General features: G+C 37.8%; 14 protein-coding genes. 13 read left to right on the forward strand and 1 reads right to left on the reverse strand.

Going from position 1 to position 14,658, the window contains the following annotated elements:
• The first annotated feature begins 140 nt into the window (after positions 1–140).
• The 11 genes from BAU23_RS09725 (at position 141) to BAU23_RS09775 (ending at position 11,259) form a co-directional block, all read left to right on the forward strand.
• On the forward strand, positions 141–1,496 hold the full coding sequence (locus tag BAU23_RS09725) for a glycoside hydrolase family 1 protein (RefSeq protein WP_071734256.1): 1,356 nt from the start codon (positions 141–143) through the stop codon (positions 1,494–1,496).
• A gap of 257 nt (positions 1,497–1,753) precedes the next feature.
• Entirely contained in the window at positions 1,754–2,608 is an 855-nt protein-coding gene (locus tag BAU23_RS09730) for a 3-hydroxyacyl-CoA dehydrogenase family protein (RefSeq protein ID WP_000027436.1), read from the forward strand.
• Between the two features lie 18 nt (positions 2,609–2,626).
• Positions 2,627–3,406 carry an enoyl-CoA hydratase/isomerase family protein gene (locus tag BAU23_RS09735; RefSeq protein ID WP_071734257.1) on the forward strand — a complete coding sequence of 260 codons (780 nt, stop codon included), beginning with the start codon at positions 2,627–2,629 and terminating at the stop codon, positions 3,404–3,406.
• A gap of 15 nt (positions 3,407–3,421) precedes the next feature.
• A complete protein-coding gene (locus BAU23_RS09740) occupies positions 3,422–4,600 on the forward strand; it encodes an acetyl-CoA C-acetyltransferase (protein ID WP_071734259.1) in 1,179 nt (392 codons plus the stop codon).
• Between the two features lie 107 nt (positions 4,601–4,707).
• Entirely contained in the window at positions 4,708–6,264 is a 1,557-nt protein-coding gene (locus BAU23_RS09745) for a class I adenylate-forming enzyme family protein (RefSeq protein ID WP_000710827.1), read from the forward strand.
• A gap of 20 nt (positions 6,265–6,284) precedes the next feature.
• Entirely contained in the window at positions 6,285–6,701 is a 417-nt protein-coding gene (locus BAU23_RS09750) for an acyl-CoA thioesterase (RefSeq protein ID WP_071734261.1), read from the forward strand.
• Between the two features lie 51 nt (positions 6,702–6,752).
• Positions 6,753–7,985, forward strand: coding sequence for an FAD-dependent oxidoreductase (locus tag BAU23_RS09755; RefSeq protein ID WP_071734263.1), 1,233 nt, complete (start codon positions 6,753–6,755; stop codon positions 7,983–7,985).
• A gap of 55 nt (positions 7,986–8,040) precedes the next feature.
• Complete coding sequence (locus tag BAU23_RS09760; RefSeq protein ID WP_001218553.1) at positions 8,041–8,598, forward strand: hypothetical protein; 558 nt, start codon at positions 8,041–8,043, stop codon at positions 8,596–8,598.
• Positions 8,599–8,690: 92 nt separating this feature from the next.
• Complete coding sequence (locus BAU23_RS09765) at positions 8,691–9,635, forward strand: fumarylacetoacetate hydrolase family protein (protein WP_071734265.1); 945 nt, start codon at positions 8,691–8,693, stop codon at positions 9,633–9,635.
• Positions 9,632–10,132 carry a DinB family protein gene (locus BAU23_RS09770; protein ID WP_071734267.1) on the forward strand — a complete coding sequence of 167 codons (501 nt, stop codon included), beginning with the start codon at positions 9,632–9,634 and terminating at the stop codon, positions 10,130–10,132. Before BAU23_RS09765 ends, BAU23_RS09770 begins: the two co-directional genes overlap by 4 nt.
• A 14-nt stretch (positions 10,133–10,146) precedes the next feature.
• Complete coding sequence (locus BAU23_RS09775; RefSeq protein ID WP_071734269.1) at positions 10,147–11,259, forward strand: cupin domain-containing protein; 1,113 nt, start codon at positions 10,147–10,149, stop codon at positions 11,257–11,259.
• A gap of 64 nt (positions 11,260–11,323) precedes the next feature.
• Here the strand turns inward: BAU23_RS09775 and BAU23_RS09780 are convergent, their stop codons facing one another.
• On the reverse strand, positions 11,324–13,267 hold the full coding sequence (locus BAU23_RS09780) for an elongation factor G (RefSeq protein ID WP_071734271.1): 1,944 nt from the start codon (positions 13,265–13,267) through the stop codon (positions 11,324–11,326).
• 265 nt (positions 13,268–13,532) lie between these two features.
• Here BAU23_RS09780 and BAU23_RS09790 point away from each other — a divergent pair, with 265 nt between their 5' ends.
• Complete coding sequence (locus BAU23_RS09790; RefSeq protein ID WP_000204168.1) at positions 13,533–13,961, forward strand: MarR family winged helix-turn-helix transcriptional regulator; 429 nt, start codon at positions 13,533–13,535, stop codon at positions 13,959–13,961.
• A 17-nt stretch (positions 13,962–13,978) separates the two neighbouring features.
• The gene (locus BAU23_RS09795) at positions 13,979–14,617 is read left to right on the forward strand and encodes a nitroreductase family protein (RefSeq protein ID WP_000185381.1); all 639 of its coding nucleotides are present in this window, start codon (positions 13,979–13,981) and stop codon (positions 14,615–14,617) included.
• Positions 14,618–14,658 lie beyond the last annotated feature (41 nt).

Consider the following 14,658-nt stretch of genomic DNA (forward strand, 5'->3'; position numbering starts at 1 on the left):
TCCCATCAAGTAGCATAGCGAAAAATTTGAAACCCGTCAGGGTTTATTTGATTTGCCTACTTTTATGCTATCTATAAAAGATAATAAAAGACTACGTGAAAAAACCACATTTTGTATAAAAGGATACCTTAAGTTGATGGATGTGGGGGGCTTCCACAAGTGCTTACCAAGTAGAAGGAGCCTATAATGAAGATGGGAAAGGCCTTTCTGTTCAAGATGTGAAAGTTATTCCTGAAGGTACGTCAGATTTTAAAGTTTGTAGTGATCATTATCATCAATTTAAAGAAGATGTGAAGCTTTTTTCTGAATTAGGGCTAAAAGTATATCGCTTTTCAATAGCTTGGACTCGAATTCTTCCAAATGGTACCGGCGAAGTGAATGAAAAAGGTATTACATTCTATAGCAATCTTATTGATGAATTGCTGAAGCATGATATCGTACCGTTAATAACGATGTATCATTTTGATTTGCCGTATGAATTAGAGAAAAAGGGTGGCTGGAGTAACCGTGCTACGATTGATGCATTTGTTACATATTGTGAAATCCTTTTTGAACGTTTTGGAGATCGAGTAAAGAATTGGTTAACGATTAATGAACAGAATATGATGATCCTACATGGACAGGCCATTGGGACATCGATACTATCTCAAAAAGAGCTATATCAGCAAAATCATCATATGCTTTTAGCAGAGGCAAAGGTAACAAACTTATGTCACGAGATGATACGTGATGCGAAAATTGGTCCAGCGCCAAATATTAGTTATGTGTATCCGAAAACATGTAAGCCGAATGATATAATTGCAGCTCAAAATTGTAACGCAATTCGTAATTGGTTATATCTAGATATGGCTGTATATGGACGATATAACAATATAGCGTGGAATTTTATGAAAAGCAAAAATATCGAACCAGTCATTCTAGAAGGAGATATGGAGATTCTATCTAGTTCAAAACCAGATTATATAGCTTTTAACTACTATTCTTCTATTACTGTTAGTGAATATGATGAGAACTTTGTAATTGATGATGCGGGTGATCAACAAATTGAAGTAGGTGAAGAAGGATTCTTCATGGGTGACGATAATGAACATCTAGAATTAACCGATTTCGGTTGGGAAATCGACCCAATTGGCTTCCGAGTTACATTAAGAGAAGTGAATGATCGTTATAACTTGCCGATTATCGTTACAGAGAATGGGATAGGTACTTACGACAAAGTAGATGAAGATGGATCAGTCCAAGATCACTACCGAATTGATTATTTGAAAAAACATATTGAACAGATGGAATTGGCAATTGCGGATGGAGTGGATGTAATTGGTTACTGTCCTTGGGCCGCAATCGATTTAATTTCTACGCATCAAGGTTTCAGAAAAAGATATGGTTTTATTTATATAAATCGTGATGAAGACGATTTAAAAGATTTAAAAAGAATAAAGAAACAGAGCTTCTATTGGTATAAAGAAGTTATTTCATCAAATGGAAAAGAACGATAACATATAGTTTCAAAATTCACATCATAGAGTGCGTACCTCAAGGGAAAATTATTTAATTTGAGGTGCGCACTTTTTATATGAAATATACCAATACCTCTCACTAAATGGAAAATGAAGCTGTTTGTACTGAAATGAATACCCTCAAAATGTATGAAAGAAATATATGTATTTCCTACACTATGTATATACAAAAACTTTTTGGATATAGATATAATTTATTTACAGAATATTAAAAAAGTTAGGTAGGGGGATGAAAGATGTCGATTCAAACAATTGGTATTGTAGGTGCAGGATCTATGGGTTCTGGCATTGCAAATTTAGCTGCACTAAATGGATTTACAGTTATTTTACATGATATTGAAGAGCGTTATTTAGATAGTGCAATACAACGTATGAATGGTTTTATGACTAAAAGTGTTACAAGAGGAAAGATGACGGAAGAAGATAAAGAAAAGGCGCTTGGCCGAATTCGACTCACTACAACATTAGAAGATATGAAAGATGCGGATGTAGTTATTGAAGCAGTGTTAGAGAAGTTAGATTTGAAGAGGGAAGTGTTTGCAGCTCTAGATCGAATCGTTCCTGAAGGGGTTATACTTGCAACGAATACTTCATCTATGTCGATAACAGAGATTGCTTCAGCAACGAATCGTCCGGAACGTGTGGCAGGTATGCATTTCTTTAATCCTGCACAACTTATGAAACTTGTAGAAGTTGTTCGTGGTTATCGAACGAGTGATGAAACAGTTGAAGAATTGAAAGCGTTATCTAAAAAGCTTTCGAAAGAACCAGTTGAAGTAAAGAAAGATTCTCCAGGATTTATTGTGAATCGAATAATGATTCCACAATTTATAGAGGCAATTAAATTGCTAGAAGATGGAGTTGCTTCTGCAGAAGATATTGATAAGGCTGTTACACTAGGTCTTAATTATCCGATGGGGCCATTTACACTTCAAGATTTTGCAGGTGTAGACATTGGGTATCATGTGATGGAGTACTTCAAAGAAGAATTAAATAATGATCAATACGCGCCACCGCTTCTTTTAAAACAGCTAGTTAGAGCAGGTAGACATGGCAAAAAAACAGGCGCTGGTTTTTATGATTATGAATAAAGAATGGGGGATTAAGTTATGAATTATGAGTTTTTAATTTGTGAAATTGAAAATAGAGTTGCGATCGTTACAATTAATCGACCACCTGTAAATCCATTGAATACACAAGTATTTAATGAACTTTCTAGTCTATTTGGTGAACTAGAAGCAAATGAAGAAGTGCGAGTAATCGTTCTTACGGGAAGCGGAAGGAAAGCATTTGTCGCGGGTGCTGATATAAATGAGATGGCAGCACTTGATCTTGTCGGTGTTAACAAAATGAATAAGACTTCACGAACGGTATTTAGCAAAATTGAAAATATGTCAAAACCAGTTATTGGGGCGATAAATGGATTAGCTCTTGGCGGTGGTTTTGAACTCGCTCTCGCTTGTGACTTACGCATTTGTTCGGATCAAGCAAAATTCGCTTTTCCAGAAGTCGGACTCGGAATTATTCCTGGAGGCGGAGGAACACAGCGTCTGCAAAAGATTGTCGGCCAGGGCATAGCGAAAGAATTACTTTATTTCGGAGACATGTTTGATGCGCAGCGTGCGTTCGATTTACATATTGTCAACAAGGTCGTACCTGCGGAAGAGTTGTTTGAGTTTGCAAAGGAATGGGCATATAAATTGGCAAAAAAACCACCAGTAGCACTTCAAATGTTAAAAACTGCGGTAAATGTAGGAAGTAATGCTGATCTTGAAACAGGCTTAATTATTGAAAGCACCTGTTTTGGAAATGCTTTCGCAACAGAGGATCGTAAAGAAGGATTACAAGCATTCGTTGAAAAAAGGAAACCAGTTTATTTAGGGAAATAATGAGGTGAAATGGATATGAAAGAAATTGTTTTGTTAGAGGGAGCGAGGACTCCGTTCGCTGAAATTTCGGGATCGTTCAAAGGATTAAATGCAACAGATTTAGGGGCGATTGCCGCTAAGGAAGCAATACGAAAAGCTTCTATATCTGCAGAAGATATTAATCAAGTTGTATTTGGTAATGTTCAGCAGTCTAGTAAAGATGCACATTTATTGGCAAGGCATGTTGGTTTAAAAGCCGGAGCGCCTATTCATGTCCCAGCTTTGACGATTAATCGTCTTTGCGGAACTGGTGTTGAATCTATTTTAACGGCAGCTCGTTATATTCTATGCGGAGAAGCAGACGTTGCACTTGCCGGGGGAACGGAGAATATGAGCCAAGTTCCACATGTAATACCTGGAATGAGATGGGGAAGTCCACTCGGCGGTCCGGCTATAGAAGATTGGTTATGGGATGGTCTGTATGATACGTATGGTAAATGTACGATGGGAGAAACTGCAGAAAATTTGGCTGCAAAATATAACTTAACGAGAGAAGAAGTAGATCAGCATGCACTCTCTAGCCATGAACGAGCTCTTTTAGCAAGGGAGAAAGGGTATTTAAAAGAAGAGATTGTCCCAGTAACAGTGAAAGGAAGAAAAGGAGAACAGGTCATTGAAGAAGATGAGCATATCCGTCATACAAGCATAGAAAAACTTGCAAAGCTAAAGCCACGCTTTGTGGAAAATGGTGTCGTAACTCCTGGTAGTGCAAGTGGGATGGTAGATGGTGCAGCGGCAGTTGTTTTAGCATCAAGCGATTATGCAAATGAAAGAGGATTAAAACCGATTGCTAAGCTCGTTTCTTGGGCTGTAGTTGGGGTAGAACCGAAGTATATGGGAATCGGACCGGTTCCGGCTATTCAAAGCGCATTAGAAAACGCAAATCTAAATCTAGCAGACTTAGACTTAATTGAAATTAATGAAGCATTCTCCGCGCAGTACTTAGCTTGTCAAAAAGAATTAGGATTCGATCTTAATAAAGCGAATGTAAATGGCGGGGCAATTGCGATCGGGCATCCACTTGCTGCGAGTGGAACGAGAATTTCTCTATCCTTAATTTATGAATTAAGAAGAAGAAATAAGAAGTACGGGGTATCCGCTGTTTGTATTGGCGGAGGGCAAGGAATTGCAGCGATTTGGGAAGCTTTGTATTAGAAAAGCCAGGGGGATCCTTCCTGGTTTTCCTACATCGTTTATCCGGCTATAAGTATGGGATAAAAAACTCGGGCTAGTTGGTAAGACGATAGAAAGTGAGTGAGAGAATGAAAAAGGATAAAAACTTATTAGCGGTGTATGAGCTGATAGAATCTATTACTTCATCTTACGGTGAAAAAGAAGCAATATATGATTTAACGAGACGAATTACATACAAACAATTGAAAAACGAAGTAGATTGTTTGGCTACTGCATTTAAGAGACTAGGAATAGGTAAAGCAGACTGCATCGCCGTATCTCTACCAAACTGGTCCGAAACAGTAGTTATATATTTTGCAGCAGCAAAATTAGGAGCGACAATTGTTCCGTTTAATCCAAAATATAAATCATTTGAAATTGAATATATATTGAAAAGTTCAGCTCCGAAGCTATTAATAGCTTCGGAAGAATTTGAAAAGAATTTTGGTTTTGAAAAAGTACTTAATATGGTACAAAAAGCTATTACAGTAAGGTTTCCACAAGAGAATCTTAGTACGTATGAGGAGTTAATGCGTACGGAAATAATGGATATTGAACCAGTAAGTATAAATGTGAATGAAGATTTGTTTTGTATATTATATACGTCAGGTACGACGGGAACCCCAAAAGGTGTAATGGTTACACACCGTGCTGTTGTACAATCCGCTCAAACGATAGGAACAGAGCTACATTGTACACAAGATGATGTATTTATAATTTCAGCACCACTGTTTCATATTTTCGGTATGGCAATAAATATGCTTTGTGCTGTAGCGATGGGGGGACGAATCGTATTACAAGAAAAATTCCGTCCGCGAGAAACTTTACAATTAATTGAACAAGAAAAGGTAACCATCCAAAAAGGCGTACCAACCATGTTTATAAAGGAACTAGAATTAGAGGACTTTGATAAATATGATTTATCTTCATTACGTGCCGGATTAGTTGGTGCAGCACCTATTCCAGCAAAAACAGTGACGGAGATACGAGAACGGATGGGGATTAACCTTTGTCAATCATTTGGGATAACTGAAACGGTTTCTATTACGATGACCTCGTATGATGATACAAATCAGAACATAACAGAAACTCTCGGAAAGGCAATCCCAGGAGTAACATTGAAAATTGTAGATGAAAATAGAGTGGCGCTCCCGCCCGGAGAAGTAGGAGAAATCGCCGTTAATGGATTTGGAGTAATGAAAGGTTATTATAATATGCCTGAACAGACAAAGCAGGTTTTAGATAATGAAAATTGGTATTATTCAGGAGATTTAGGCACCCTAGATGATCAAGGTTATTTAAGGTTCGTAGGGCGAAAGAAAGAGATGATAATACGAGGAGGGTTAAATGTTTATCCTCAAGAAATTGAGGCAGTCATTATGAAACATCCAAAAGTAATCGAAGCAGCAGTTGTGGGACTTCCAGATAAAGTGCTAGGGGAAGTTGCATGTGCGGTCATACGGTTAAAGAATGGGGAAGTAAGTACAGAAGAAGAAATAAAATTCTATCTTAAAGAGAGAATGGCAATTTATAAACTGCCAGAGAAAGTGATCTTTACTAATGAATTTCCTGTAACAGCAAGTGGGAAAATTCAAAAGTTGAAACTGAGAGAACAAGTATCTTCTAATATTAGTCCAACAGTTTGATAGATAGGAGGGAAGACATAATGGAAGAATATGCTTTTCAAGTAAGGTGGGGAGACACAGATGCTGCGGGCATTGTGTATTATCCTAATTTTTATAAATGGATGGACGAAGCAACCCATGAATACTTTAAAAAAATTGGTTATCCTTCAGTCGAACTTTACGAAGAACAACAAATTGGTTTGCCCTTACTAGAAGCAAAATGCCAATTTAAGTCGCCTCTTCGTTTTGAAGACCAAGTAGTTGTGAAAAGTACTGTGAATGAATTGCATAATAAAGTTTTTACAATTCAACATGTTTTTGTAAAAGGCGAACAGGTCGTGGCAGAAGGTTATGAAACGCGTGCATGGACTTCTTTTAAAGAAAAAGTGAAAGCGCAACCAATACCTGAATATATTCGGCAGAAGATGATGCCGGAGATCAAAACTGTGGAAAGTTAAAGAAGGACGAGCAAAGATATCGTAACTAGAAATTGTTAATAAAGGGGAGATATTGATGGGAAAAGAAAAAAATATGATGCCATTGTTGTTGGTGCGGGACCAGTTGGACTTGTAGCAGGACTTGCATTACAAAAGAAGGGAATATCAACGTTAGTAATAGAGGCAGATTCATTCGGAAGACCCCGTCCAGGAAGCAGAGCAATTTATTTGCACAGTGCTTCGTTAAAACTACTGGAGGAGACTGCCGAAGGTCTTGGTTTTACACTTGCTCATAACGGAATTATTTGGCCTGTAAAACGAACATTTTATAAAGGTAAAGAAGTATATGTAAGAAATTATGGTAAGGATGAAAACCTTAAGTTCAACAGATTGCCTCATTTCACAGCTCTTCACCAAGATGAGATTGAAAAGCATATGTATGAGGCTTGTATAAATACGGGCGTTGAATTCCTTTGGGATGCTCCAGTTAAAAAGTTACACATTACAGACTCTGGAGTAGAAGTAACAATTACAAATGACGAAATTTTAAAGGCGCAGTATGTAATTGGATGTGATGGAGCACGTTCAATTGTAAGAGAGCAAGCGGGATTAACGTTTGAAGGTCCGCGCACAGCAGATACTTTTATCGTCGTAGATGCGAAAGAAGATGAAACAGATCCACTTCCTTTAGAAAGAATATTCCATTATCAGCATCCAGCTATGGAGGGAAGAAATGTAATGTTTGTTCCGTTTAAAGGGGGATGGCGTATCGATTTACAACTGCTTGAGTCAGATAACCCAGATGATTATACAAATATTGAAAGTGTTAAGAAATGGTTACCGAAAGTCATGGATGCTAAGTACGCTGAGAGGATTACGTGGGTGTCTTCCTATCGTTTCCATCAAGTAGTGGCAAATTCATTTACTGACGAAAAACGTCGTGTTCTTCTAGCTGGGGAAGCAGCGCACTTATTCGCCCCATTCGGAGCACGTGGATTAAACTCTGGAATTCCAGATGCTGTTCTCGCTGCGAGAGGTATTGAGAAGGCGCTACAATCTAACTCTGAAGAAGAGCGGATAAACGCGATTGAAGCAGCTGCAAACGAACGCCGAATTGCAGCTAAATGGAACCGAGATGCTTCAACTACTGCGCTTCATCACCTTCAGGGGAACTCTCCTGAAATGAACATGAAACGCGACATTGCTGCTTCAATGGTATCTATCGTTCCAAGGCTTGGAAGATGGCTTGATGAGGGGCCATACGGACCGAAATTTGGACCTCCTGAACTGACAACGAAATATTAAAAGTATAAAAATATTTAGATGGGTAACATGAACGATATGAAAGGAGCGATAAGAAATGGCTTTGTCTCAATTCATGAGTGAAGAAAAATATGGTTCTCATGCACGTTCTACAAATGGAATGATTGAACGGTTAATGACGATGAACTGGTATTGCAACATTGGACAGCAAAATGTAGAAGCTGAGAAGAAAATGGATCAATTTATGAGTTCTCTAAACATTAGTGAATATGAAATCAAATGGATTTCAAGAAAACAATTAAATGAAACAATTGAGCGGATTTCATTTGAAGATAACGATTTATGGGGGGCACTAGCAGCAGCACCTGATCAATTGAAAGAAAAAATTGAGCGCGCTGATAACGAAAAACTTCTTGTAGATGTAGTAGATAAAGTACCAGAAGCAATCTTTCATGGCGTTTTTAAAGAAGCTTTCAAGCATTTTGGAGAGGAAAAGACAGTGAAATTTCTCGTTGGGCATGCGATGTACATAAGTGTTGTTGCATGTGCCGCTGAATTAGCTGAAGAAAAAAATGTATTTCTGCCAATTGTAGAGTTATTAGAATTGGGACATATACCACTTGGTCCAGAGGGAAATACTTTCTATCTTTTATAACAAAAAGTGGGCTGGAAAGTTATACGCTACTATCGTTCTCGATTATTTGAGAAGGTAGAACTTTCAATCATTTAAAGGAAAGGGAGATAAATATGAAACTTGTTACTTTTACACATAATGGAGAAGCGAGAATTGCTGCCTTAGAGAATGGAAAATTGATTGATTTGCATGCTGCTTATAAAACGAAATTGACCAGCGAAGGAAACATTCGGGCCGCTCAAATTGCAGAGGCGTATATACCAAAGGATATGAATGGATTTTTACAAGGTGGAACAGAAAGCATGAATTTAGCAAAAGATGCGATTGCTTATGCACTTATGAAAAATCATGAAGATAAATTGGTATTTGAAGAAGGTGAAGTGAAAATAGAAGCTCCAGTACCGGCGCCAGGAAAAATTATATGTGTAGGTCACAATTATCGTGAGCATATTTTGGAAATGAAACGAGAATTACCTGCATTTCCGGTCATCTTTGCGAAGTTTGCGAATACAGTAATCGGTCCAGAAGATGATATTCCGTATTATCCGATTTCTGAACAACTAGATTACGAAGCCGAATTTGCTTTTGTAATCGGAAAGCGTGCTCGAAATATTTCAGAAGGAGATGCCCTCGAATATGTAGCAGGTTACACAATTGCAAATGATATTACTTATCGTGATATTCAGCGCCGTACGATTCAATGGCTTCAAGGTAAGACAGTTGAAGGAAGTGCCCCAATGGGACCGTGGTTAATTACATCAGATGAATTAACGAACCCGTCTGGTTTGGAAATCGTTTTAACGGTAAATGGAGAGACACGTCAGCAATCTAATACTGCTAATCTAGTATTCTCGGTACAATATCTCGTTTCGTTTTTATCTGGTTTAATGACACTAGAGCCAGGGGATGTCATTTTAACAGGTACGCCAGGTGGGGTAGGTGTTGCACGTAATCCGCAAGTATTTCTTAAAGATGGAGATATCGTTCGTATTGAAGTTGATGGAGTAGGCGTACTTGAAAATAAAGTAAGACAAACAGTAGAGGTGCCAGTACTATGACGAAAAGTTTGCAAATCCACGCAGCCGAATCTGTTTATGAATCAATCGATAAGATCAAGACTATTGTTAAGCCTTTGCCAGAGGAAATCATCTATTGGAAACCTTCAGAAGATGAATGGTCAATTATGCAAATTATTACACATGTAGCGGAAGCTGTCCCGTATTGGGCAAAAGAAATTAACAATATTAAATTGAACCATGAAAACTTATGGGGGCGTGGTTTAACAGATGAAGTACGTCTACAAGCAGTATCAGAAGAGAATATTAATAATCAGTCTATAGAAGAAGTCATAGAGCAGTTGTATTCTATACCACTTATCATAGAAAATGTACTAAACACATTAACAGACGAAGAGTTAAATATTCAGGCTCCAAGTCGCAATCCCCGATTTAACAATAAGTCGATTGACTTTATCGTGAATCACCTCATCGTAGAACATACAGAAAAACATTATAAACAAATCGAGCGGAATTTATGTAAATTTAATGAACGATAAAGGGGGCAAATAAAATGGCGGAAAAAAATGCTTTTTTTGAAAGTACACTCGTACAAGATTTCAACCGTGATATAGAACAATATCATCTCGGACCACTTTGGAACGCGATTCCAGATTTAATGAAACATACACCTGAACCTCATGCACAAGCGTACCTTTGGAAAGCTGAATTGCTTCAAAAGAAGTTAACGGAGGCGACGCAAATATTTACACCAGACCGCGGGGGAGAACGCCGGGCCATCTACTTTCAAAATCCTGGACTTAATTATAGAAAACCTTGGGGATGGGCATCGACCACCCAAACATTATATGCAGCGGTTCAATTGATACAACCTGGAGAAACCGCTCCGTCACATCGGCATGTTCAAAATGCGTTACGTTTCGTTATGGAAGGAGAAGGGGCTTATTCAATTGTGCAAGGAGAGCGTATTTTCATGGAACGAGGAGACTTTTTAACAACTCCAAATGGACTGTGGCATGGACATGGTCACACAGGTGACAAACCGATGATTTGGATGGATTGCCTTGATATTCCGACCATTTATTATCTCGGCGGTACGTTCTTTGAGCCGTATCCAGAAAAAATTGAACAGCCAAACGTACCAGACAATTATACCGCTCAGCGTTATGCAGGTGGAATGGTTCGCCCGGTTTCAGACCGATATGCAAAGAAAGCACCACTTAGTTCCTACAAATGGGCAGGGACGGAAGCTGCACTTAACGGATTAAGTCGTTTTGAGCCAGATGCGTTTGATGGTTATGCGGTTGAATATATCAATCCATCGAACGGTGAAACAGCGTGTCCAACGATTGCAGCTTGGATGCAAAAACTGCCGAAGGGATTCAAAGGAAAAGCGCATCGCCATACACATGCATCAATCTATCATGTACATGAAGGAGCAGGATATACGATTATTAATGGTGTTCGCTTCGACTGGTCTAAAGGCGACTTCTTTGTTGTACCAAACTGGGCATGGCACGAACACGTTGCGCTAGAAAATAGTTATGTATTTTCAACAAATGACCTGCCTATTTTAGAAAAGTTCGGATTAGAGCGGAAGCAGGAATATGAGAATAATAACGGATATCAAACAATCACAGGAGAGTTTGAACCAGCTTTACCTTAATTTGGCTTACAAAAAAGCGCCCACATATCATACTAGTGGGCGCTTTTTTTGTTATTTATATGATTTAATAAGCCTTCAGCACATGAAGTAAATAATCCTTACGATTCAGCGGATTATAATCAACACGTTTTCGAGTAGGGAAGGGAGCCGTAAGTTTTGTAAAACCACCTGGCCTTGTTGCAAAGATTCCTTCTCCTTCAGTAAATGAATGGAGCATTCTTTTAAAATCCTCTGTTTTCGCAACAGGTAATGATCCTGTTAAATGGTAGGAGTCATTATATAATTTAGGCTCTCTAAAAGTTGCTGAAATAGCAGCAAGCTTATACATTGCGGTACTAATTGCGTGCTCTGGTACAGTTAATTCAAATTCGTTTAATGGCTCATATACACATGTTTCAGCTTGCTTTAAAGAATTCATAAATACGAGTGGTGTTAAGTTTCTAAAGTCACTCGCTGTTGTAACAGGGCTTGCATAACCAGTATGGGCTAGCGTAACGATAATATCGGTAACTTCCCATCCGTATAATCCTTGTTTTATCGTCTGAAATACAGTATCTTCAATTGCTTTATGAAATGCTAAAGGCAGTGATCCAAGTTCAACACCTAACTTATACGTTATACCAGAATTAAGTTCACCAGGTTCCACTTTGAAGCCGATTGTTGCGTAAAATGGATTCGCTTTTTCACCCATTACTTCAACGCTATTACCTACGCCAATTGGTTTCTCAATACATACAACTCGTGTATTTGAGAAAGTGACCTGCAAATTATACTTCTCACAAAGTGTTGTTTCAATAACCTCTTTTTGTACTTCACCGAATAGGCGAATGTACAGTTCATTATGAATATCGTCTTTCCACACTTTAATGAGCGGATCTTCTTCGCATAGTTCCATAAGAGCTACATATAAATCATGAGTTCTTTCTTTAGGCATTGCTTCAATAGCCGCTTCCATTTGTGGTTCGGCAAAGCGAATATCCTTTATATAATCCGTCCGCTCACCGATAATATCACCAATTTTTATATTACTCAGTCCCCACACTTTGCAAAACTCTCCGCTTTGAACAGTAGAAGATTGAACGGCATCTCCATTATGAAACATGCACATTTTTTTAATCTTTTCTTTATGTGATAGAAACTCTCCGCGCTGTATATCAACATATTTTCTAACGTGTAAACTACCAGAAAAAACTCTTATATAAGCAACCTTTTCTCCAGAAGGTTCGCGTTCAATTTTAAAAACAACACCAGATAATGTTTCATCTTGTGCCGATGTATTAGCTGGAATTAGGGCCGGAAGTTTTTCAAGTAGTTCAGTTACGCCCATACCTGTCATGGCTGAGCCGAAAAAGATTGGATACACATTAGCTTGCTGTATTTGTTTTTCTAGTTCTTTTCTTAATAGTGAGTCCGGTATTATTTCATTATTTACATATGACGCAAGCAATGATTCATTGTATGGTATTAATCGCTCTATACAGTCTTCATATGATCTATATTCAAAAATACGAGCTTCCTTTGTTCCTTCGTTTTGGACAGAGTAGAAGGGGAATGCTTCATTTGAAAGGATTGTTTTTATTTGTTTTACAACTTTTTCAGTATTTGCACCACTACGATCAATTTTATTAACAAATAAAATTGTCGGTATGTTTAGTTTCTGTAATGTCCGCATTAAAATCTTTGTTTGTGCTTGCACACCTTCAACGGCAGAGATAACTAAAATCGCACCGTCTAAAACCCGGAATGATCGCTCCACTTCAGCTATAAAGTCAGCGTGTCCAGGTGTATCAATGACATTTACTTTTAAACTGTCAATAAAGAAAGAAACGACAGATGCTTTAATCGTAATTCCGCGCTGTCTTTCTAATTCCATTGAGTCAGTTTGCGTATTGCCACTATCTACTCGGCCAACTTCTTTAATCACATTCGTTTCATAAAGAATACGCTCAGTCAAACTCGTCTTGCCGGCGTCTACGTGCGCGACAATCCCTATATTTATTGTTGTCATATGTGAATATCCTCATTTCATTTTCCATTTTTATTTCCTCATTTCTATTTGTGTATTGCCGCATTACAATCACTCTCCAGTCATTTAAATTAGTACTATTATAGTGCAATTAACATTTTTTGTAACGCGACAAAGCGCCTTAATTTGGAAAAATAAAAATGTAAACAAAATGCTTGCATTCTAAATCGATATAGATTATATTAATTGACATATCAACTATTGATACATCAAACGTTTTTTGTTTTTCATGTAAAGGAGGGGTAATTTGACAAGTTCATGCTCAAAAGAAGCAATAATTTTATATAAATTACACTTTCTCAACAAAGAAGTAAGTTCGAAATTTGAAGGGTGTACGGGTATGAGTCAATCTAGACTAGAGCTTATACTTCAGTTATATGAAGTAGATGAAATTAGTCAAAAAGCACTTCAGCAAGAAGTGAATATTGATAATGCCGCGATTACGAGGCATTTAAAACAGCTGGAAGCAAACGGAATGATTACAAGACGTAAAAATCCAGATGATAACAGAATTACGTTAGTTTCTCTTACAGAAGAGGGGCGAAATAAAATTCAAGTGTATCAAGAGGAAAAAGAGCGTTTCGCTACTTCAGCATTTAAAGGATTAAGTGAAGAAGAGCGCGACAATCTTTTAACGATGTTAGACCGCATTCAAGAAAATATAAAAGAACTTTAAAAAGGGAGAATACAACTATGACTAACTCAGTAAAAACAAATGATTTTAACGAAATTTTAACAGGACGCCGTTCAATTCGTAAGTACGATCCTTCAGTGAAAATTAGTAAAGAAGAAATGACAGAAATCCTTACAGAAGCAACACTTGCACCATCATCTGTAAACATGCAACCATGGAGATTCCTTGTTATTGAAAGTGACGAAGCAAAAGCAACACTTGCGCCACTTGCGAAATTCAATCAATCTCAAGTAGAAACATCTTCAGCGATGATTGCTGTATTTGGTGACTTAAACAACTTTGATAACGCAGAAGAAATTTACGGTACAGCAGTTGAACGTGGTTTAATGCCAGCTGAAGTAAAAGAAGATCAAATGCAAAAACTTTCAGGTTACTTCTCAATGGTTACACCAGAAGTAATGAAAGATACTGTTTTAATTGATGGTGGTCTTGTAGCAATGCAATTTATGCTAGCAGCTCGTGCTCACGGTTATGACACTTGCCCAATTGGTGGATTTGAAAAAGACCAAATCGCAGAAGCATTCGGATTAGACAAAGAGCGTCACGTACCAGTAATGTTAATTTCAATCGGAAAAGCAGCAGACAGTGGTTACCAATCAGTACGTCTTCCAGTTGAAAAAGTTGCTGAGTGGAAGTAATTTTATAAATACAGAAATAAGTGAGATATGAGAGGGGAAAC

Origin of the sequence: Bacillus nitratireducens (genome assembly GCF_001884135.1) — a bacterium.
Classification (GTDB): domain Bacteria; phylum Bacillota; class Bacilli; order Bacillales; family Bacillaceae_G; genus Bacillus_A; species Bacillus_A nitratireducens.